We start from the raw sequence: 20544 nt of genomic DNA on the forward strand, positions 1-20544 counted from the left end.
GTGTGTGGCATCGCGGGCACATACCGCTGGCCGGACGGAAAGGCCGTCACCGACCGCCTCACCGACACCCTCGCCCACCGCGGCCCGGACGGCGCGGGCCGCTACGGTCACCCCCTGGGTGACGGCGAAGTGCAGCTCGGGCACCGTCGGCTGTCCATCATCGACCTGTCCGAGACCGGCGCCCAGCCGATGGTCTCGGACGGCCTCGCCCTGACGTACAACGGCGAGCTGTACAACGCGCCCGAGCTGCGGGCCGAGCTGGCGGCCACCGGGGTGCGCTTCCGCGGCACCTCCGACACCGAGGTGCTCCTGGAGGCCTGGCGGCGCTGGGGCACGGACTGCCTGCCCCGGCTGCGCGGCATGTTCGCGTTCGGCGTCTTCGACGAGCGGACCGGTGAACTGGTGCTCGCCCGCGACCAGTTGGGCATCAAGCCGCTGTTCCTGCTCCGGCGCGGCGAGGGCCTGATGTTCGCCTCCGAGCTCAAGGCGCTCGCCGCCGCGACCGGCAAGTCGCTGGAGGTGGACCAGGCGGCGCTGGTGGCGTCCCTCCTCTACTACTGGGTGCCGGACTCGCGCTGCGCGTTCCGCGAGGCGGAGAAGCTGCCGCCGGGGAGCTGGCTGCGCTGCCGGCCCGACGGCCGGGTGGAGCGCGGCAGCTTCTGGAACCTGAAGGACGTCGCCGCCGAGGGCCGGGACCGGGCGCTGGCCGGTGAGCACCCGGACCTCGACGCCGTCGTCGAGGAGTCGACCCGGCGCCACCTGCTCTCCGACGTACCCGTGGCGACGTTCCTCTCCGGCGGCCTCGACTCCAGCTATCTGACCGCGCTGGCGGCCCGCCACCAGCCCGGGATCTCCGCCTACACGATCGGATTCCGCGCCGAGGACGCCAAGTTCGAGGCGATGCCCGACGACCTGCGCTACGCCCGGCAGGTCGCCGAGCAGTTCGGCGTCGACCTGCACGAGATCGAGATCGCCCCGAACGTGCTCGACCTGCTGCCGCAGATGACGTACAGCCTCGACGAGCCGATCGGCGACCCCGCCGCGATCAACACGTACCTGATCTGCATGGCCGCCCGGGAGGCCGGGGTCAAGGTGATGCTCTCGGGGATGGGCGCGGACGAGCTGTTCGCGGGATACCGCAAGCACTTCGCCAACCTGCTCGCGCTGCGCTACCAGCGCGTCCCGCGGCCCCTGCGGCGCGGGGTGTCCGGAATCGTGGACCGGCTGCCGGTCGCCTCGGCCCGGCGCGGCTACCGGTCGGTGCGTTTCGCGAAGCGGTTCCTCTCCTTCGCCGAGCTGCCCGAGGAGACCGCGTTCCGGCGCAGCTACACCATGTACGACCAGGACGAGCTGCTGGCCCTGCTCAACCCGGATCTGGCCGGGACGGTCGACGACGTACTGACCGAACACGCGGACGTCTACCAGGACAACGACCTCGACGACTTCGTCAACCGCATGTGCCTGACCGATGCCCGGATGTTCCTGCCGGGCCTGAACCTCGCCTACACGGACCGGTCGAGCATGGCCGCGTCGACCGAGGTGCGGGTGCCGTACGTGGACGTCGAGGTGGTCAAGGCGGCGTTCGCCGTGCCCGGCGATCGCAAGATCGTCGGACGGCAGGGCAAGGCCGCCCTCAAGGAGGCGGCCACCTCGATCCTGCCCCGGGAGATCGTGTACCGGCCCAAGGGCCTGTTCAGCGCCCCGCTGCGCGCCTGGATGAGCCGGGACCTGGCACCGCTGGTGCGCGAGGTGGTCAACGACGGCGTGCTCGTCAACTCCGGGCTCCTGCGCCGCGACGCGCTGGCGCGGATGGTCGCCGAGGACGCCGCCGGACAGGCGGACTACTCCAAGCATCTGTGGCACGTACTGACCCTTGAGTACTGGTATCGCGACGCGACCTCTGGCTCCGCCCAGAGCGCTCGGACGACGGCTTAGAAAACAGGAGTTCTGGTGAAGCAGGTTGTACAGAACTACAAGAGCGGCGAGCTGGCGGTGCTCGACGTTCCGGTGCCGGGGTGCAAGCCGGGCGGTGTGCTGGTCCGCAGCGCCTACTCGCTGATATCCACCGGCACCGAGCTCATGAAGGTCTCCGAGGCCGGCATGTCGATGCTGGGCAAGGCCCGCTCACGGCCGGACCAGGTGGCCAAGGTCATGCAGAGCGTGGCCACCAACGGGGTGCCCGCCACCTACCGCAAGGTGATGGGCAAGCTGGACTCCTACACGCCGCTGGGCTATTCGCTGTGCGGGGTGGTCGAGCAGGTCGGCGCCGGGATCGACGACGTGAAGGTCGGCGACCTCGTGGCCTGCGCCGGCAACGAGCACGCTCTGCACGCCGAGTTGAACTGGGTGCCGAAGAACCTCTACGCCCCCGTCCCCGACGGTCTCGCGCCGCGGCACGCGGCCTTCGGCACCGTCGGCTCGATCGCGATGCAGGGCGTCCGCCAGGGCGAGCCGCAGCTCGGCGAGGTGGCGCTGGTCATCGGCCTCGGACTGATCGGGCAGCTGGTGGTGCAGCTGCTCACCGCCGCGGGAGTCCGCGTGGTCGGCGCCGACCCCGACCCGACGCGCTGCGAACTCGCCGCGCGCCTGGGCGCCGCGGCCTGCGGCGATCCCGCCTCCGCGGCCGTGGAGGCGGCGGTCGCCGAACTCACCGGCGGTCACGGCGTGGACCATGTGTTCCTGGCCGCCGGCGGCGGCAGCAACCAGCCCGTCGAGCTGGCCGCCCGGCTCGCACGGGACCGCGGCCGGGTCGTCGACATCGGCAAGTGCCGCCTGGACCTGCCGTGGAACGCGTACTACGAGAAGGAGCTCGACGTCCGGTTCTCGCGCTCCTACGGCCCCGGGCGCTACGACCCGTCGTACGAGCTGGAGGGACGCGACTACCCGATCGGCTACGTGCGCTGGACCGAGCGCCGCAACCTGGCCTGCTTCCTCGATCTCCTCGCCCGCGGCAGGGTCGACGTGGAGCCCCTGGTCTCCCACATCGCCGACTTCGACGATGCCGTGGAGACGTACCAGCGTCTGAAGGACGGCGAACTGAAGGCCGTGGCCGTGCTGTTCCGCTACCCCGAACAGGCGGCGGAACAAGAGGAGTCGGCGGCCCCGGAGGTGTCCGTGCCCGAGGTGCGACGCACCGGCACGACCGTCGCCCCGGCCCGGTCCGCCAAGACTCCCGTGCGGCTCGCTTTCGTGGGTGCGGGAAACTATGCGACGTCGATGCTGCTGCCGCACCTGGCCCAGCGCGAGGGCGTCGAGCTGTCGACCGTCGTCACCACGACGGCGCTGTCCGCGGCCAACGCGCAGCGGAAGTTCGGCTTCGCCGAGGCGACCACCGACCTCGACGCCGTGCTCGGCGACAAGTCCATCGACGCGGTGTTCGTGGTCACCCGGCACAGTTCGCACGCCGAGCTGACCCGGCAGGCGCTGCTGGCCGGCAAGACCGTTTTCGTGGAGAAGCCCCTGGCCCTCACCGAGGACGAGCTGGCCGGCGTCCTCGCGGCGGTGGAGGAGTCCGGCAACGACCGGCTCCAGGTCGGCTTCAACCGCCGGTTCGCGCCGCTGCTCCAGGAGGCCAAGGACCGCTTCGGCACCCGGACCGGTCCGGCGAGCCTGCGCTACCTGGTCAACGCGGGCAAGCTCCAGCACGGCAGCTGGTACCTCCAACAGGGCGCCGAGGGCTCGCGGTTCGCCGGCGAGGGCGGCCACTTCATCGACACGGCGAGCTGGCTCCTCGACGCCGACCCGGTCTCCGTGTACGCGACGGCCGCGCCCGGCAACGAGGACCTCCAGGTCGTCCTGCGCTACCCGGACGGGTCCACCGCCACCATCAGCTACGTCACCACCGGCGCGCCCGGGTTCCCCAAGGAGACGCTGGACCTGGTCGCGGACGGCAAGGTGCTGCGGCTCGACGACTTCGTCAAGGCCTCGGTGTACGGGAGCAAGAAGTGGGTCAGCTCGCGGCTGCCCAAGGCCCGGGACAAGGGCCAGAACGCCGAACTGGCCGCGTTCATCAAGGCGGTTCGGACCGGCGGACCGATGCCGGTGCCGCTGGAGTCGCTGGTCGCCACCACGGCGGCCACCCTCGCCGTGGGGACCGGCCTGGCCGGTGGCGCGCCGGTGACGTTGGCGAGGACGCCATGACCGTGACCTCGGGGAGTCCGGGCTGGTACCTGCGCCGGCTGTCCCGGATGGGCCCGGGTGAGATCGCGGGCCGGGCCGGCGACACCGTGCGCAGACGGCGCTGGCGGTCGGCGCCGCCCGGCTGTCCGACCGTCACCGGCGCCCGCTTCACCTCCGTCCTGCCCGCGGGCACGGTCGCCGAGGTGCCGCCGGACGCCGTGAAACGGCTTGTCGCCGATGCGGACCAACTGATGGGCGGGCACGCCGAGTTCTTCGGCGTGGTCCGCGACGACCTCGCCGACCCGGACTGGTTCTACGACCCGAAGACCGGGCGCCGGGCCCCCTCGGGCTACGCCTTCGACGTGCCGTACCGGAACGAGGACCTGGCCGGGGACATCAAGCAGATCTGGGAGCCGTCCAGGCACCAGTACCTCACCGTGCTCGCCGCCGCCTACGCGGTCACCGGGGACGAGCGGTACGCCGAGCGTGTCGCCGCGCACCTACGGTCGTGGTGGGCGGCCAACCCGCCGCTGCGAGGCGTGCACTGGATCAGCGGCATCGAGCTGGGCATCCGGCTGCTGTCCTGGGTGTGGATCCGTCGTCTCCTCGACGGCTGGCCGGGCGCGGCCGAGCTGTTCGAGGACAACCCGGTGGCCCGGAACCAGATCTGGCACCACCAGCGCTGGCTGGCCGCGTTCCCCAGCCGGGGCTCCTCGGCGAACAACCACGTCATCGCCGAAACGGCCGGGCAGTTCGCCGCGGCCTGCGCGTTCAACTGGTTCCCCTCGTCGGCGCGTTGGCGCTCCGACGCACTGCGCTCGCTGGAACGCCAGTTGCGCGCCAACACCTTCGGCTCCGGCCTCAACCGCGAACTGGCCACCGAGTACCACGGACTCGTGCTGGAACTCGGCCTGGCCGCGCTGGCCGAGGCCGATGTCGCGGGCGTGCCGGTGCCCGGATCGCTGCGGTTGGTGCTGCTGCGGATGACCGACGCGCTGGCCGCCGTAGTGGACAACCGGCTGCGTCCGCCCCGCCAGGGGGACGCGGACGACGGATACGGCCTGATCCTGGACGGTGCGGGCACCGACCGCTGGGGCTCGCTGCTGGCCACCGGCGAGGCCGTGTTCGGCCGGCTCGACTGGTGGCCGACCGTCACCGGCACCGATGTGCGCACCCCGCTGCTGGCCGCGCTCGTCCGGCCGTACGCGAAGGACGGAACCGCCCGCCCCGCGACCAGGCCCGCCCGCTTCGCCGACGCGGGGCTCACCGTCCTGCGCGGTCCTGAGGAGATCTGGTGCCGCTGCGACGGCGGTCCGCACGGCTTCCTGTCCATCGCCGCGCATGCCCACGCCGACGCGCTGTCCGTGGAGGTCCGGCACGACGGGGTGGACGTGCTCGCCGACCCGGGGACGTACTGCTACCACGGGCAGCCCGCATGGCGGCGGTACTTCCGCTCGACCCTCGGCCACAACACCCTGCAACTGGACGGCGCTGACCAGTCCGTCTCCGGCGGCCCGTTCCTGTGGACCCGGCACGCCCGCAGCCGCGTCCTGGACGTGGACAACTCCGGTGCGGGGGTGGCCCGTTGGGCCGCCGAGCACGACGGCTACCAGGGCTCGGTGCACCGCCGGCGGGTGGAGCTGACGGCCGAGAGCCAGGAGCTGAGGATCGTCGACGAGGTCCGTGGCCGACTCAGCCCGCGCCGGGACGTGCGGTTGGCGTTCCACCTCGGCCCGGCGATCGCCGCGGACCTGGCCGGGCACCGGGCCGTGCTCACCTGGACCCGGGACGGTGAGGAGCGCTCCGCGGTGCTCGACCTGCCCGGGCAGCTGTCCTGGCAGGCGCATCGCGGCGAGACGGACCCGCCGCTGGGCTGGTACTCCGCCGGATTCGGGCGCAAGGAACCCACCACCACGCTGATCGGCACCGGCTTCGCCGACGGCGCGGACGGGTTCACCACCGTGCTCGGGTTCCGCGGCCAGGGGGACGCGTGAGGATCAACAGGCGGCACTGGGCGTCGGCGGCGGCACCGCTGGTGCTGGCCCTGCTGACGGTCACCGGCTGCGACAGCACGTCGAGCGCCCCGGCCGCGACGAAGCCCAACGCCGCGCCGTCCACGGCGACGTCCGCCGCCCGGTCCGTGGCCCGGGTGTGCGCCGGCCCCGCCGCCGGACCGGCGAAGGCACCGGCGGGCGCGGTCACCGTGGACCCCGAGGTGGTCGGCGACCTGGCGGCGAAGACCAAGAAGAGCCCCCCGGACACCACGTTCTGGCTCAAGCCGGGCACGCACCGGCTGGAGCGGGACCGCTACGCCCAGGTCATCCCGAAGAAGGGGGACCACTACATCGGCGCGCCGGGCGCGGTGCTCGACGGCCGGAAGGTCAACCAGTACGCCTTCACCGGCAGCGCCGCCGATGTCACCATCCGCTATCTGACAGTGCAGGGTTTTGTCGCGCCGCAGGACGAGGGCGTCGTCAACCACGACTCGGCCGACGGATGGGTCATCGAACACTCGACGATCAAGGACAACTCCGGCGCCGGACTGATGGCCGGTGCCCGCCAGCAGGTCCGCGCCGACTGCCTGCGCGACAACGGCCAGTACGGCATGAACGCGTACAAGGGCAACGGCCGTATCACCGGCCTGGTGGTCGAGGGCAACGAGATCACGGGCAACAACACCGGTGACTGGGAGCGGCGCAAGGAGGGCTGCGGCTGCACCGGAGGCATCAAGTTCTGGGAGGTCGACGGCGCCGACATCAGCGGGAACTGGGTGCACGACAACCGCGGCACCGGACTGTGGGCGGACACCAACAACAACGACTTCCGTATCGAGAACAACGTGATCGAGGCCAACGACGGTGCCGCGCTGATCTACGAGACCAGCTACAACGCGGTCATCCGCGGCAACACGATCCGGCGGAACAACTGGGTCGAGGGCCGCAAGGCGGCCGACGGCGGCGACAACTTCCCGTACGCGACCGTCTACCTGTCCGAGTCCGGCGGTGAGCCACGGATCAAGGCCCGCACCGACAAGATCGAGATCTACCGGAACGTGCTGGAGGACAACTGGTCCGGGATCACCCTGTGGGAGAACGCCGACCGGTTCTGCAACAGCCCGGCCAACACCTCGTCCGGTGACTGCACGCTGCTGGTGAAGAAGACGAGCAGTTGCGTGCGACCGGCGATCACCAAGGCACCCCTCTACTCGGACTGCCGGTGGAAGACCCAGCGGGTGGACATCCACGACAACCGCTTCGTCCTCGACGAGTCCGTCGTCAAGTGCACGGAGATGTGCGACCGCATGGCCGTGCTGTCCAACTACGGCACCTATCCCGACTGGTCGCCGTACAAGGGCGAGCAGGTGGCCGACGCCATCACCGAGAAGCAGCACAACAGCTGGCACGACAACGTCTACGTCGGACCGTGGAAGTTCGTCGCCGAGGACCAGAGCCGGGTGCTCGACTTCGGGCAGTGGCAGGCGACGCCGTACTCGCAGGACAAGGGCAGCACCCTCGACCTTCAGGCCGGTGGTTGAGATGGCTGAGAACCTGACGCGCGCGGCGGCCACGGCGGGGACGCCGCCCGGCGCCGCACCGCGCCCGGCCGGCCCACCGAAGACCGTCGGCATCGTGTGGGGGCTGCTGGTCCTCAACACGCTCGGCTCCGCCGGGGCGAAGACCATCGTCCCGCTGCCCCGCTCCCTCATCCAGATGGTCACCATGGGCTCGCTGGTCGCCGCGTTCGGGCTGGCGCTCGTGGTCAACCAGCGGGTGCGCATCAGGGCCAGCGCCTATGTGCTGCTGCTCTCCCTGCTGCTGGTGTCCAGCGTGATCTCCAGCGCGAGCCTGGAGTCCGGGATGGGCGCGCTGTTCCGCTGCTTCCGGCTGACCCTCTTCGTCGGCACCCTGTGGCTGCTCAGCCGCTGGTGGGACGGCAGCCTCACGTTCGTCCGGTACCACATCCGGGCCTACTTCGCGGTCCTCGGCTCGGTGGCCCTCGGCCTGGCCGTCTCCCCGGGCAAGGCCCTGCCCGGCCTCTACGGCGGACGCCTCGTGGGCGCGCTGTGGCCGCTCACCCCGCCGCAGATCGGGCAGTACGCGGCGGTGATCATCGGGCTCACCGCGCTGCTCGTCATCGGCAAGCGGACCGACCGGACCAGCGCTGTGCTGGTCATCGTGCCGTCGCTGGTGCTGCTCGCGCTGACCCACACCCGGACGGCCACGCTCGGCCTGCTCCTCGGGCTGGCGCTGGCGATCGGCTCGCTCATCCTGACCAGCGCCGCGGCCCGCCGCTTCTTCACCTGGGCCGTGCTGATCTCCGTGGTGGCCGCGGTCGGCTTCGCCTCCGCGCTGCAGACCTGGTTCCTGCGCGGACAGAGCCAGGAGAACTTCTCCAGTCTCACCGGCCGGGCCAAGGTCTGGAACGCCCTGCTGGCCGAGCCCCGGACCGCCGCGCAGCAGGCGTTCGGCGTGGGCCTGGGCGACAAGTCCTTCGGCGGGCTGCCGATCGACAACAGCTGGCTGGCCGTCTACAACGAGCAGGGTCTGATCGGCGTCACCCTCGTCGCGTTGATCATCGTCGTGCTGGGCGGCGTCGCGCTGCTGAGGCCGCCGTCCTTGCAGCGGGCCTGCGCGATCTTCCTGATCAGCTACTGCGCGATCGCCTCGTACACCGAGGCCGGCCTCGGCGACGCCTCGCCGTATCTGCTCCATCTGGCCCTGGCCGCCTCGCTGTTGGCGGCACCCGCCCGGGCCGTTGCGCTCGCCCTGCCCGAAGCCCCTCGACGGCACGTCCCGCGCTGGGCCCGTAGATCGGAGGTGAACTGAGCATGCACGTTCTCGTGGTGCACAACCGCTACAACTCGGCGCAGCCGAGCGGGGAGAACAAGGTCGTCGACCAGGAGGTGGACCTGCTGCGCGCGGCCGGCCACCGGGTCGAGGTGTTCGAGCGGCGCAGCGACGACATCGGCGCCCGCTCCCTCCTCGGCAAGGTCGCGGTGCCGCTCCTGGTGCCGTGGAACCCGGCCGTCCGCACGGAACTCGCGGCCAGGCTGCGCGCCGAGCGGCCGGACGTGGTGCACGTCCACAACGTGTTCCCGCTCCTGTCGCCCGCCGTGCTCGCCGCCTGCGCCGACGCCGATGTGCCCGCCGTCGCCACGCTGCACAACTACACCCAGGTCTGCCCGCCCGGCACACTCCAGCGGGACGGCCGACCGTGCACCGAGTGCGTCGGCTCGACACCGCTGCCCGCCGTCCGGCACGGCTGCTACCGCAACTCCAGCCTCGCGACCGTGCCGCTCGCGGTCAGCCTCTCGGTCAACCGGAAGCGCTGGTGGACCGGCGTGGAGCGCTTCCTGTGCATCTCCGCCGCGCAGCGTGACGTCCTGGTGAGCTCCGGCATGCCGGCCGAACGCCTGGCGGTGAAGCACAACTTCGTCCCGGAACCCGACATCCGCCGGGAAGGCGGGGGAGAGCAGGTGCTCTACCTCGGCCGGCTCGCCGAGGCCAAGGGCGTACGGCTGCTCATGGCCGCGTGGGACGAGGTCGCGGCGGGCGGCGGTGCGGGCGTCCCGCTCGTGATCGCCGGCACCGGGCCGCTGGAGAAAGAGGTGACCGCCTGGGCGGCGGGCCGCGACGACGTGCGCTACGTCGGCCTGCTGGACCCGGCGGAGTGCCGCAAGGCCATCGCGCGCTCGGTCGCCGTGGTGGCGCCCTCGACCTGGCTGGAGGCGTTCGGCCTGGTGGTCGTGGAGGCGATGGCGGCCGGGGTCCCGACCGTCGCCGCGGGCCACGGCGCCTTCGTCGAACTCGTCGAGGACGGCGTCACCGGGCTGCTGCACCGGCCGGGCGAGCCCGCCTCGCTCGCGTCCTGCATACGCCGGATCGCGGCCGAGCCGACCCGCAACCGGGAGATGGGGCAGGCGGCCCGGCGCCGCTACGAGCAGGGATTCAGCCCGGCCGTCGGCCTGGAGCGCCTGCTGGAGGAATACCGCACCGCGATCGCGGGTCGGTCAGCACTGGCTCGCGGCGGGGACACCCGCGCGGGCAGGGGGGATGGGGAGAGCAGATGACACGATGCCGACTCTGCGGCTCGGAAGCGACGACGAGCGTCGTCGATCTTGGGGCGACACCGCCATGTGAGAGCTTTCTCGCCGCGGACCAACTGGACCTGCCGGAGCAGACGTACCCGCTGCACCTGCGGGTCTGCACCGACTGCTGGCTCGCGCAGCTCCCTCCGTTGATCACGCCGGAGGAGACGTTCAAGGAGTACGCGTACTTCTCCTCGTTCTCGACCTCCTGGGTGGAGCACGCGCGCACGTTCGTCGACGGCGCCGTACAGCGCCTCGACCTGGGCCCCGACGCCTTCGTGGTCGAGGTCGCGAGCAACGACGGCTACCTGCTGCGGCACGTGGTGGACCGGGGGATCCGCTGCCTCGGTATCGAGCCGTCGGTGAACGTCGGTGCCGCGGCGCGGGAGGCGGGGGTGCCCACGGTCACGGAGTTCCTGAGCCCCGACACCGGCTCGGCCGTCCGTGCCGAGCACGGTCCGGCGGACCTGGTCGTGGCCAACAACGTGTACGCGCACATCCCCGACGTCGTCGGGTTCACCCAGGGGCTGCGCGCGCTGGTCGCCGACGACGGCTGGGTCTCCATCGAGGTGCAGCACCTGCTGACCCTGATCGAGGAGAACCAGTACGACACGATCTACCACGAGCACTTCCAGTACTACACGGTCGCCTCCGCGATCCGGGCCCTCGCGAGCGGCGGACTCGCCCTGGTGGACGTCGAGTTGCTGCCCACGCACGGCGGCTCCATCCGGCTGTGGGCCCGGCCGGCCGAGGTGGCGGGCGAGCCGTCGCAGCGGGTGGCCGACGTGCTGGCCCGGGAGAAGGCCGCAGGCTTGCAGGAGCTGTCGGGGTACACCGAGTTCTCCGCCCGGGTGGCCAAGGTGCGCCGGGATCTGCTGCGGTTCCTCATCGAGGCGGCCGAGCGCGGCGAGACGGTCGTCGGCTACGGCGCCCCGGGCAAGGGCAACACCCTGCTCAACCACTGCGGTATCCGGTCCGACCTGCTCGCCTACACGGTCGACCGCAATCCGTACAAGCACGGCAGGTTCACCCCGGGCACCCGCATCCCGATCCTGCCGCCCGAGCAGATAGCCGCCGACAAGCCGGACTACGTCCTCGTCCTCCCGTGGAACCTGCGGGCCGAGCTGGTCGAGCAGCTGTCGTTCGTGCACGAGTGGGGCGGCCGGCTGGTCTTCCCGATCCCGGAACTGAGCATTGTCGAAGGCGTTCTGAAGGAGGTCACAGCATGAAGGTCGTCCTGTTCTGCGGCGGTTACGGGATGCGCATGCGCAACGGAACCTCCGACGACGTGCCCAAGCCGATGGCGATGGTCGGGCCGCGCCCGCTGATCTGGCACGTCATGCGCTACTACGCGCACTTCGGGCACACGGAGTTCATCCTCTGCCTCGGCTACGGGGCCCACCACATCAAGGACTTCTTCCTCAACTACCAGGAGACGGCGTCCAACGACTTCGTCCTGCGGGGCGGGCGCACCGAGCTGCTGTCCACCGACATCGCCGACTGGACGATCACGTTCGCGCAGACCGGCATCGAGTCACCGATCGGGGAGCGGCTGCGCAGGGTGCGGCACCATCTGGACGGCGACGAGATGTTCCTCGCCAACTACGCCGACGTGCTCACCGACGCCCCGCTGCCCGAGATGATCGACCGGTTCGCCCAGCGCGACGCCGGGGCGTCGATGATGGTCGTACCGCCACAATCCTCCTTCCACTGTGTGGAGTTGGGCGAGGACGGCCTCGTAGGGGGCATCACCGCGGTGAGCGACATGCCGCTGTGGGAGAACGGCGGCTACTTCGTGCTCCGCCAGGAGGTCTTCGACCACATACCGGAGAACGGGGACCTGGTCGCCGATGGATGTGCCCAACTGGCCAAGCGCGGACGGCTGGTGGCGCACCAGCACCGCGGCTTCTGGAAGCCGACCGACACCGTGAAGGAGCGGGCCGCGCTCGACGAGGCCTACACCCGGGGCGACCGTCCGTGGGCCGTGTGGGAGCGGGACAGCGCGGAGGTGCGTACGTGATCAGGCTCGGAGCCGGTCCTCTCGACCGGATCGTCGTCGTGGGCGCGCACTGCGACGACATCGCCATCGGCGCCGGCGGCACCCTGCTGACGCTCTGTCAGGCGCGGCCGGGCCTACGCGTAGACGCACTTGTGCTCTCGGGCGGCGGCAGTGAGCGCGAGCAGGAAGAACAGGCCGCGCTCACCGCCTTCTGCCCGGGCGCCGACCTGCGGCTGACCGTGCACAAGCTGCCGGACGGCCGGCTGCCCACGCACTGGGACGAGGCCAAGGCCGCGGTCGAGGAACTGCGCGAGCGGACCGACCCGGATCTGATCCTGGCCCCGCGTACCGATGACGCGCACCAGGACCACCGCGGCCTGGCACAGCTGGTACCCACCGCGTTCCGCGACCACCTCGTGCTCGGCTACGAGATCGTCAAGTGGGACGGCGATCTCGGCCGCATGGCGGCGTACCAGCCGCTGGCGCCGGAGACCGCCGAAGAGAAGGTGCGGCTGCTTCAGGAGCACTACGCCTCGCAGCGACACCGGCCCTGGTACGACCGGGAGGCCTTCCTCGGCCTGGCCCGGATCCGCGGCATCGAATGCCACGAGCGATACGCCGAGGCGTTCGCCGTCACCAAACTCACGCTCAACCTGGGGGGTTGAACAACCTTGCGCGTACTACTGACCGGACACCAGGGCTATCTGGGCACCGTCATGGCACCCGTCCTCACCGCCGCCGGACACGAGGTCGTCGGCCTCGACTCCGGCCTGTTCGCCGACTCCGTCCTCGGCCCGCAGCCCGCCGACCCGCCCGGGGTGCGGGTGGACCTGCGCGACATCACCGCCGAGCACGTGGCCGGGGTGGACGCGGTGATCCACCTGGCCGCGCTGTCCAACGACCCGCTCGGATCGCTGGCACCGGAACTCACCTACGACATCAACCACCACGCGTCCGTACGGCTGGCCCAACTGGCCCGCGACGCCGGTGTGCGGCGCTTCCTGTACGCGTCGACCTGCTCCGTCTACGGCGCCTCCGGCGGCGACGGCCTGGTGACCGAGGACGCCCCGCTGCGCCCGGTGACGCCGTACGCGGAGTCGAAGGTGCGGGTCGAGGACGACCTGCACGAACTGGCCGACGGCGACTTCACCCCGGTGTTCATGCGCAACGCCACCGCCTTCGGCTACTCGCCCCGGCTGCGCGCCGACATCGTGCTGAACAACCTGGTCGGCCACGCGCTGCTGTCCGGCGAGGTCCTTGTCCTCTCCGACGGCACTCCCTGGCGCCCGCTGGTGCACGCCGGCGACATCGCCCGCGCCTTCACGGCCGCGCTGACCGCGCCGCGCGAAGCGGTGCACGACCGGGCGTTCAACATCGGCAGCGAGATCAACAACGTCACGGTCGCCGAGATCGCCGACCAGGTCGCCGAGGCGGTGGCCGGCGCCAAGGTGGTGATCACCGGGGAGAACGGTGCCGACCCGCGGTCCTACCGGGTGGACTTCTCCCGGTTCCGCGCCGCGATCCCCGGCTTCGACTGCGAGTGGACGGTGAAGCAGGGCGCACTCGAACTCGCCGACGCCTACCGGAAGTTCGACCTGACCCGGGAGGACTTCGACCGCTGCTTCACCCGCCTCGCCGTGCTGCGCGCGGCGACCGACGCCGGCACCGTCGACGACACCCTGCGGTGGCGCCGATGACCGACACGGGCGAGGAAATGTACGGCCTGGTGGAGCGGCTGTATCCGCTCTGCCGGAGCATCACGGGCGACGGTGTGCGCGCCACCCTGGACATCGTCGGCGAGTACCTTCCGCTCCAGGTGCACGAGGTGCCGACCGGGACGCAGGTCCTCGATTGGACCGTTCCACAGGAGTGGAACATCCGGGACGCGTACATCGCCGACAGCACCGGCCGGCGGGTCGTCGACTTCGCCGCGTCCAGCCTGCACGTGCTCGGCTACAGCGTGCCGGTGGCGAGGACCATGCCCCTGTCCGAGCTGCGCGCGCACCTGCACACCCTGCCGGACCAGCCCAACTGGGTGCCGTACCGCACCAGTTACTACAAGCCGGAGTGGGGCTTCTGCCTGGCCCAGGAGACCCTGGACGCGCTGCCGGACGGCGACTACGAGGTGCGGATCGACTCCACCCTCGCCGACGGGCACCTCACCTACGCCGAGCACGTGGTCCCCGGGCAGGTCGCCGACGAGGTGATCGTCTCCTGCCACACCTGCCACCCGTCGCTGGCCAACGACAACCTGGCCGGCATCGCGGTGGCGACGTTCCTCGCCCGGGAGCTGGCGCGGCAGACGCCGTACTACACCTACCGGTTCATCTACGCCCCCGGCACCATCGGGGCGATCACCTGGCTGGCCCGCAACGCGGAGCGGATCGAGCGGGTCAAGCACGGGCTCGTGCTGGCCTGCGCCGGGGACCCGGGACAGGTGACGTACAAGCAGAGCAGGCGCGGCGACGCGGAGATCGACCGGGTGCTGCGGCACGTGCTGGCGGCGTCCGAACGCCCGCACCAGGTCAACGAGTTCACCCCGTACGGCTACGACGAGCGGCAGTACTGCTCGCCCGGCTTCAACCTGGGCGTGGGCTCGCTCACCCGGACCCCGTACGCGGGCTACCCCGAGTACCACACCTCCGCGGACAACCTGGACTACGTCTCCCCGGAGGCGATGGCGGACACCCTCGCCGTCTGCCGCGAGGCGTTCGCCGTTCTCGACCGCAACCGGCGGTACCTCAACCTCAGCCCCTACGGCGAACCACAGCTGGGCCGGCGCGGGTTGTACGACGCGCTCGGCGGGCGCAGCGACACCAAGCAGGCCCAGATGGCCATGCTCTGGGTGCTCAACCTCTCCGACGGCGAGCACAGCCTGCTCGACGTCGCCGAGCGGTCCGGGCTGCCGTTCGACACCGTCGCCGGCGCGGCCGACGCCCTGCACGAGGCCGGACTGATCAAGACATGACGCCGATGACCACCGACGGGGAGAATCCGCCGACGAAGGCGAGACCCGCCCGATCCGCCAAGCGGGCCCTCGTCGGCCGGCTGTCCTGGGGACTGGCCGACCAGGCGGCCTCCAGCATCAGCAACTTCGCGGTGGGCATCTACGTGGCCCGCTCCCTCGGGGTTACCGCGTTCGGCGTGTTCAGCCTCGCCTGGGTGACCTACGGCGTGGTGCTCAACGTCTCCCGCGGCCTGGCCACCGACCCGCTCGTGGTGCGCTTCAGCGGGGTGCCGGAGCCGTCCTGGCGCGGGGCGGTGGCCCGCTCGACGGGTACCGCGCTCTGCGTCGGCACGGCGCTCGGAGTGCTGTGCCTGGCGGCCGGGCTCGGGCTCGGCGGCGGGGTGGGGCCCGCGTTCGCCGCCCTCGGTCTCATGATGCCGGGGCTGCTGCTCCAGGACGCCTGGCGGTTCTCGTTCTTCGCCGCCGGCGACGGCAGGAAGGCGTTCGTCAACGACATCGTGTGGGGCATCGCGCTCATCCCCGCCATGGTGGTGGCGGCCCATGTCGGCACCGTGGCCGCCTTCGTGCTCGCCTGGGGCGCGTCCGCCACGGTGGCCGCGGGGTACGGCTGCGTCCAGTCCGGCATCCGGCCGCGGACCGCACAGGCCCGCGGCTGGCTGCGCGAACAGCGCGACCTCGGCTACCGGTACCTGGTCGAGAACGTCAGCCTCAGCGGCGCGAGCCAGCTCCGCGCGTACGGCCTCGGCGCGATCGTCGGAGTGAGCGCGGTGGGGGCGGTGCGCGGTGCCGAACTCCTCCTCGGCCCCTTCCTCGCCGTACTGATGGGGCTCTCGCTGGTCACCGTCCCCGAGGCGGCACGCGTGCTGCGGCAGGCCCCGCACCGACTGGGCAGGTTCTGCCTCCTCCTCGGCGGGGGACAGGCCACCGGAGCGCTGCTCTGGGGCTCGGCGCTGCTGCTGATGCCGGGCCGGCTCGGCGAGTTGGCGCTCGGCGACGTCTGGCACTCCTCCTCGCACCTCATCGTGCAGATCACCCTCAGCGTCGCGGGAGCGGGCCTCGGCACCGGAGCGGCGGCCGGACTGCGCGCGCTCGGCGCCGCCCGGCGCAGCCTGAAATGCCAGCTGTTCGCCTCCGCCTGCTACGTCGGCGGCGGACTCGGCGGGGCGGCCCTCGCCGGTACGGCCGGCTCGGCCTGGGGCGTCGCCGCCGCGACCATCAGCGGTTCGGCCGTGTGGTGGCTGCAACTGCGCTCCGCCCTGCGCGAGCGCCACCGCGATCCCATCCCCGAAGTGAGGACCTCATGACCGACCGACCGAGGCTGAGCATCGGCCTGCCCGTGTACAACGGCGAGGAGTACCTGGCCGAGTCGTTCGACGCCCTGCTCGGCCAGACCTACGAGGACTTCGAACTGGTCGTCTCCGACAACGCCTCGACCGACGGGACCGAGGCCATCTGCCGCAAGTACGCCGCGCAGGACTCCCGCATCCGCTACCTCCGGCTGCCCCGCAACATCGGCGCCACCCCGAACCACAACCACGTCTTCGCCGAGTCCCGCGGCGAGTTGTTCAAGTGGGCCTCGCACGACGACCTCTACGGCCGCGACCTGCTGCGCCGCTGCATAGAAGCACTGGACGAGCGCCCGGACGTGATCCTCGCCCACACCGACCAGGCGGTCATCGACGGCGACGGCCAGGTGACGGTGCCCTACGACTACACGCTCGCCACCGGCTCCCCGCACGCACCGGACCGCTTCCGCAGCCTGCTGTTCGAGCCGGGCGGTGACGACTTCTACGGCGTGATACGCGCCGACGTGCTGCGCCGGGTGAAACCGATGGACAGCTACCACCACGCGGACCGCACGTTCGTCGCCGAGATCACCCTGCACGGACGCTTCCACCAGGTCCCGGAACTGCTGTACTTCCGCCGCGACCACCCCACCCGCGCCGAACGCGCCAACCCCTCCAAGCGCGCCCGCTGCGTCAACCTGGACCCGCGCCGGGCGGGCGCGCTGCACCCGACGCCCCGACTGCTGGCCGAGTACGTCTGGGGCTTCGCCTCGGCGATCCGGCGGGCGCCGCTCTCCCCGGCCGACCGGCGCGCCTGCTACCGCCACCTGGCTTCCTGGATGACCAGCCGGGTCCGGCCGGGCGCCGGCGAGCGGGTGGAGGACCGCGCCCCGGTCGACCCGGCCCAGCTCACGGTCTCCGTCGACGCCCTCGTCGCCGGCCGCGAGGGGAGGCGCGCATGACGTCAGCGCCCGAACGGCCGGTGCGCGTCGGGGTGTTCGGCCTGCTCGGCTCCGGCAACCTCGGCAACGACGGGTCGCTCGAAGCCGTCCTCGGCTACCTCCGCGCCGACCACCCGGACGCGGTCGTGGACGCCTTCTGCGGCGGACCCGAGGCCGTGACGGCCCGGTTCGGCATCCCCGCCACCCGGATGCACTGGAACCGCGCCGAGTACCGGACCGCGTCCCGCTTGGGCTCGATCGCGTCGAAGGGTCTGGGCAAGTTCGTCGACATCTTCCGCACCGCCGCCTGGGTGCGGAAGCACGACGTGGTGATCGTGCCGGGCATGGGCGTCCTGGAGGCCACCCTGCCGCTACGGCCCTGGGGCTTCCCGTACTCGCTGTTCCTGCTCTGCGCGAGCGGCCGGCTGACGCGCACCCGGGTCGCGCTGGTCAGCGTCGGCGCCGCCGAGATCCGCGACCGGCCCACCCGGGCCCTGGTCCGCCGGTCGGGGCGGCTGGCCGCCTACCGGTCGTACCGGGACGCCCAGTCCCGGGACGCGATGCGGGCGATGGGCGTGGACACCGCACGCGACGAGGTCTACCCGGACCTCGCCTTCTCCCTGCCGGCACCGCCCGCGAGCGCGCCCTCGGACGTGCCGGGCACGGTCTGCGTCGGCGTCATGGACTTCCACGGCGGCAACGACGACCGCGCCCGGGCCGACGAGATATACGGTCGCTACCTCGACGGGACCATCCGGTTCGTCCGCACGCTGGTCGAGGAGGGCAGGCCGGTCCGGCTGCTCACCGGCGACCGGTGCGACGCCACCGTGGTCGCCGCGATCCTCGACGCGGTCGACTCACCCCTGGTCACCGCCGCCGAACCGACCTCCCTGGCCGACCTGATGAAGGAGATGGCGGCCGCCGACACCGTAGTAGCAGTCAGATACCACAACTTGATCTGCGCGCTGAAGACCGGAACACCGGTGCTCGCCCTCAGCTATGCGGCGAAGAGCGACGCGCTCATGGACCGGATGGGCCTCGGCGCGTACTGCCACCCGGCGCGCGAGGTCGACGCCGACCGGTTGCTGGAGCAATTCCGGGCGCTGGAGAAGCGATCGGCCGAGCTGCGGCAGACCCTCGCCGAGCGGAACCTGGCCGCCGCCCGCCAACTGGAGGACCAGTTCAGCTCGTTGACCGCGGCCGTGTTCCCCGCGACCGGCCACGCCCACGCCCACGCTCGGCAGGAGTCTCCATGAAAGCGACCGAAGTCCCGGAGATCGCCGGTGCGTTCCTCTTCGAGCCGACGCCGTACGCCGACGAACGCGGCTTCTTCTGCCGCACCTTCGACGCCGACGTGGTCCGCTCGGTGGGCCTCGACCCGGACGCCTTCGTCCAGGACAGCCTGTCCCGCTCGGTCCGGGGCGTGGTGCGCGGCCTGCACCTGCGATCCGGCGCGGGCGAGGCCAAGTTGGTGCGGTGCTCGTACGGGCGGATCTTCGACGTCGTCGTGGATCTGCGGCCGGATTCCCCGACCTACCGCCATTGGGTTTCCTTTGAACTCACAGGAGAATCACAACCAACTCTTTACATTCCCGCGGGATGCGCGCACGGTTTTCAGGCACTGACCGACACCGCCGACACCTCGTACCGGATCGACCGCCCGCACGATCCGGCCGAGGACGTGACCATCGCCTTCGACGACCCGGAGCTCGCCATTCCCTGGCCGCTGCCGGTTGCACTGATGTCCCAACGGGACCGAGAGGCGCCGAGCCTCGCCGAGGTCCTGAAGCACAGAGAAAGATGAGGTCCCCGTGGACACCGAAGTGCTTGACCTGCCCTTGTCGCGGACAGCCAACGAGCGGCTGCACGCCATGATCCCCGGGGGCGCTCACACCTACGCCAAGGGCGACGACCAGTACCCCGAGAACCTGGCCCCGGTCATCAGCCACGGCAGCGGTGCCCACGTGTGGGACGTCGACGGCAACCGCTACATCGAGTACGGCTCCGGCCTGCGGTCGGTCAGCCTCGGTCACGCCCACCCGCGCGTGATCGAGGCGGTGCGGCGGGAACTCGACCGCGGCAGCAACTTCGTCCGGCCGTCCATCGTGGAGGTCGAGGCCGCGGAACGCTTCCTGGCCACGGTGCCGACCGCCGAGATGGTGAAGTTCGCGAAGAACGGCTCCGACGCCACCTCCGCCGCGGTACGCCTCGCCCGTGCCGCCACCGGCCGCACGAGGGTGGCCCTCTGCTCCGACCACCCGTTCTTCTCCGTCGACGACTGGTTCATCGGCACCACACCGATGTCCGCCGGCATTCCGGCGGCGACCACCGAGCTCATCGCGTCCTTCCCCTACGGCGACCTGACCGCCACGGAGGAGATGCTCAACCGGTACCCGGACCAGATCGCCTGCCTGATCCTCGAACCCGCCACCCACACCGAACCGCCGCCCGGATACCTCGCCGGCCTGCGCGACCTGGCCGACCGGTACGGCTGCGTACTGATCTTCGACGAGATGATCACCGGCTTCCGCTGGTCCGAGGCCGGCGCCCAGGGCCTGTACGGCGTCGTCCCCGACCTCTCCACGTTCGGCAAGGCGCTGGGCAACGGATTCGCCGTCTCCGCGCTGGCCGGGCGCCGCGACCTGATGGAGCGGGGCGGGCTGCGGCACTCCGGCGACCGGGTGTTCCTGCTGTCCACCACGCACGGTGCGGAGACGCACTCCCTGGCAGCGGCGATGGCCGTGCAGGCCACGTACGTCGAAGAGGGGATCACCGCGCGGCTGCACGCCCTGGGCGAGCGGTTGGCCGCCGGTGTCCGCGAGGTCGCGGCCGGCATGGGTGTCGCCGACCACGTCGTCGTCCGGGGCCGGGCCAGCAACCTGGTCTTCGCCACCCTCGACGAGAACCTGCAGCCGTCGCAGCGGTACCGCACCCTGTTCCTGCGCCGGCTCCTCGCGGGCGGAGTGCTGGCCCCCTCGTTCGTGGTGAGCAGCGCACTCGACGACGAGGACATCGACCGTACCGTCGACGTGGTGGCCGAGGCGTGTGCGGTGTACCGGAAGGCGCTGGACGCCGCCGATCCCACCCCCTGGCTGGCCGGGCGACCCGTGAAGCCCGTGTTCCGCCGCTTGGCCTGACGAGAC

General features: G+C 71.4%; 16 protein-coding genes. All 16 read left to right on the forward strand.

What is annotated here, in order from left to right:
- The 16 genes from asnB to OG407_RS42375 are packed head-to-tail and all read left to right on the forward strand — an operon-like array spanning position 1 to position 20538.
- Positions 1 to 1935: an asparagine synthase (glutamine-hydrolyzing) gene (gene asnB, locus OG407_RS42300; RefSeq protein ID WP_405865691.1), complete on the forward strand. Its 1935-nt coding sequence runs from the start codon at positions 1 to 3 to the stop codon at positions 1933 to 1935.
- Between the two features lie 15 nt (positions 1936 to 1950).
- A complete protein-coding gene (locus OG407_RS42305) occupies positions 1951 to 4140 on the forward strand; it encodes a bi-domain-containing oxidoreductase (protein ID WP_405865693.1) in 2190 nt (729 codons plus the stop codon).
- Positions 4137 to 6113: an alginate lyase family protein gene (locus OG407_RS42310; protein WP_405865695.1), complete on the forward strand. Its 1977-nt coding sequence runs from the start codon at positions 4137 to 4139 to the stop codon at positions 6111 to 6113. The genes OG407_RS42305 and OG407_RS42310 overlap by 4 nt, the downstream gene beginning before the upstream one ends.
- Positions 6110 to 7654, forward strand: coding sequence for a right-handed parallel beta-helix repeat-containing protein (locus OG407_RS42315; RefSeq protein WP_405865697.1), 1545 nt, complete (start codon positions 6110 to 6112; stop codon positions 7652 to 7654). The genes OG407_RS42310 and OG407_RS42315 overlap by 4 nt, the downstream gene beginning before the upstream one ends.
- 1 nt (position 7655) lies before the next feature.
- Positions 7656 to 8945 (forward strand): O-antigen ligase domain-containing protein, encoded by a 1290-nt coding sequence (locus tag OG407_RS42320; RefSeq protein ID WP_403585607.1) that lies wholly within the window; start codon positions 7656 to 7658, stop codon positions 8943 to 8945.
- Positions 8946 to 8947: 2 nt separating this feature from the next.
- Positions 8948 to 10189 carry a glycosyltransferase family 4 protein gene (locus tag OG407_RS42325; RefSeq protein WP_405865699.1) on the forward strand — a complete coding sequence of 414 codons (1242 nt, stop codon included), beginning with the start codon at positions 8948 to 8950 and terminating at the stop codon, positions 10187 to 10189.
- Entirely contained in the window at positions 10186 to 11436 is a 1251-nt protein-coding gene (locus OG407_RS42330; protein WP_405865701.1) for a methyltransferase domain-containing protein, read from the forward strand. The genes OG407_RS42325 and OG407_RS42330 overlap by 4 nt, the downstream gene beginning before the upstream one ends.
- The gene (locus OG407_RS42335) at positions 11433 to 12227 is read left to right on the forward strand and encodes a sugar phosphate nucleotidyltransferase (protein WP_405865703.1); all 795 of its coding nucleotides are present in this window, start codon (positions 11433 to 11435) and stop codon (positions 12225 to 12227) included. Before OG407_RS42330 ends, OG407_RS42335 begins: the two co-directional genes overlap by 4 nt.
- The gene (locus tag OG407_RS42340) at positions 12224 to 12871 is read left to right on the forward strand and encodes a PIG-L deacetylase family protein (RefSeq protein ID WP_405865705.1); all 648 of its coding nucleotides are present in this window, start codon (positions 12224 to 12226) and stop codon (positions 12869 to 12871) included. The genes OG407_RS42335 and OG407_RS42340 overlap by 4 nt, the downstream gene beginning before the upstream one ends.
- Before the next feature lie 6 nt (positions 12872 to 12877).
- Positions 12878 to 13903: an NAD-dependent epimerase/dehydratase family protein gene (locus OG407_RS42345; protein ID WP_405865707.1), complete on the forward strand. Its 1026-nt coding sequence runs from the start codon at positions 12878 to 12880 to the stop codon at positions 13901 to 13903.
- Positions 13891 to 15174, forward strand: a complete 1284-nt coding sequence (locus tag OG407_RS42350) for a DUF4910 domain-containing protein (protein ID WP_405865709.1) — start codon at positions 13891 to 13893, stop codon at positions 15172 to 15174. The genes OG407_RS42345 and OG407_RS42350 overlap by 13 nt, the downstream gene beginning before the upstream one ends.
- Complete coding sequence (locus OG407_RS42355) at positions 15171 to 16478, forward strand: hypothetical protein (RefSeq protein WP_405865711.1); 1308 nt, start codon at positions 15171 to 15173, stop codon at positions 16476 to 16478. Before OG407_RS42350 ends, OG407_RS42355 begins: the two co-directional genes overlap by 4 nt.
- Entirely contained in the window at positions 16475 to 17422 is a 948-nt protein-coding gene (locus OG407_RS42360) for a glycosyltransferase family 2 protein (protein WP_405865713.1), read from the forward strand. The genes OG407_RS42355 and OG407_RS42360 overlap by 4 nt, the downstream gene beginning before the upstream one ends.
- Positions 17419 to 18657, forward strand: a complete 1239-nt coding sequence (locus OG407_RS42365; RefSeq protein WP_405865715.1) for a polysaccharide pyruvyl transferase family protein — start codon at positions 17419 to 17421, stop codon at positions 18655 to 18657. The genes OG407_RS42360 and OG407_RS42365 overlap by 4 nt, the downstream gene beginning before the upstream one ends.
- On the forward strand, positions 18654 to 19205 hold the full coding sequence (gene rfbC, locus OG407_RS42370; RefSeq protein ID WP_405865717.1) for a dTDP-4-dehydrorhamnose 3,5-epimerase: 552 nt from the start codon (positions 18654 to 18656) through the stop codon (positions 19203 to 19205). Before OG407_RS42365 ends, rfbC begins: the two co-directional genes overlap by 4 nt.
- Positions 19206 to 19212: 7 nt before the next feature.
- Positions 19213 to 20538, forward strand: coding sequence for a glutamate-1-semialdehyde 2,1-aminomutase (locus OG407_RS42375; RefSeq protein ID WP_405865719.1), 1326 nt, complete (start codon positions 19213 to 19215; stop codon positions 20536 to 20538).
- Positions 20539 to 20544: the final 6 nt, after the last annotated feature.

It is taken from the genome of Streptomyces sp. NBC_01515, from assembly GCF_045040345.1.
Taxonomy (GTDB): Bacteria; Actinomycetota; Actinomycetes; order Streptomycetales; family Streptomycetaceae; genus Streptomyces.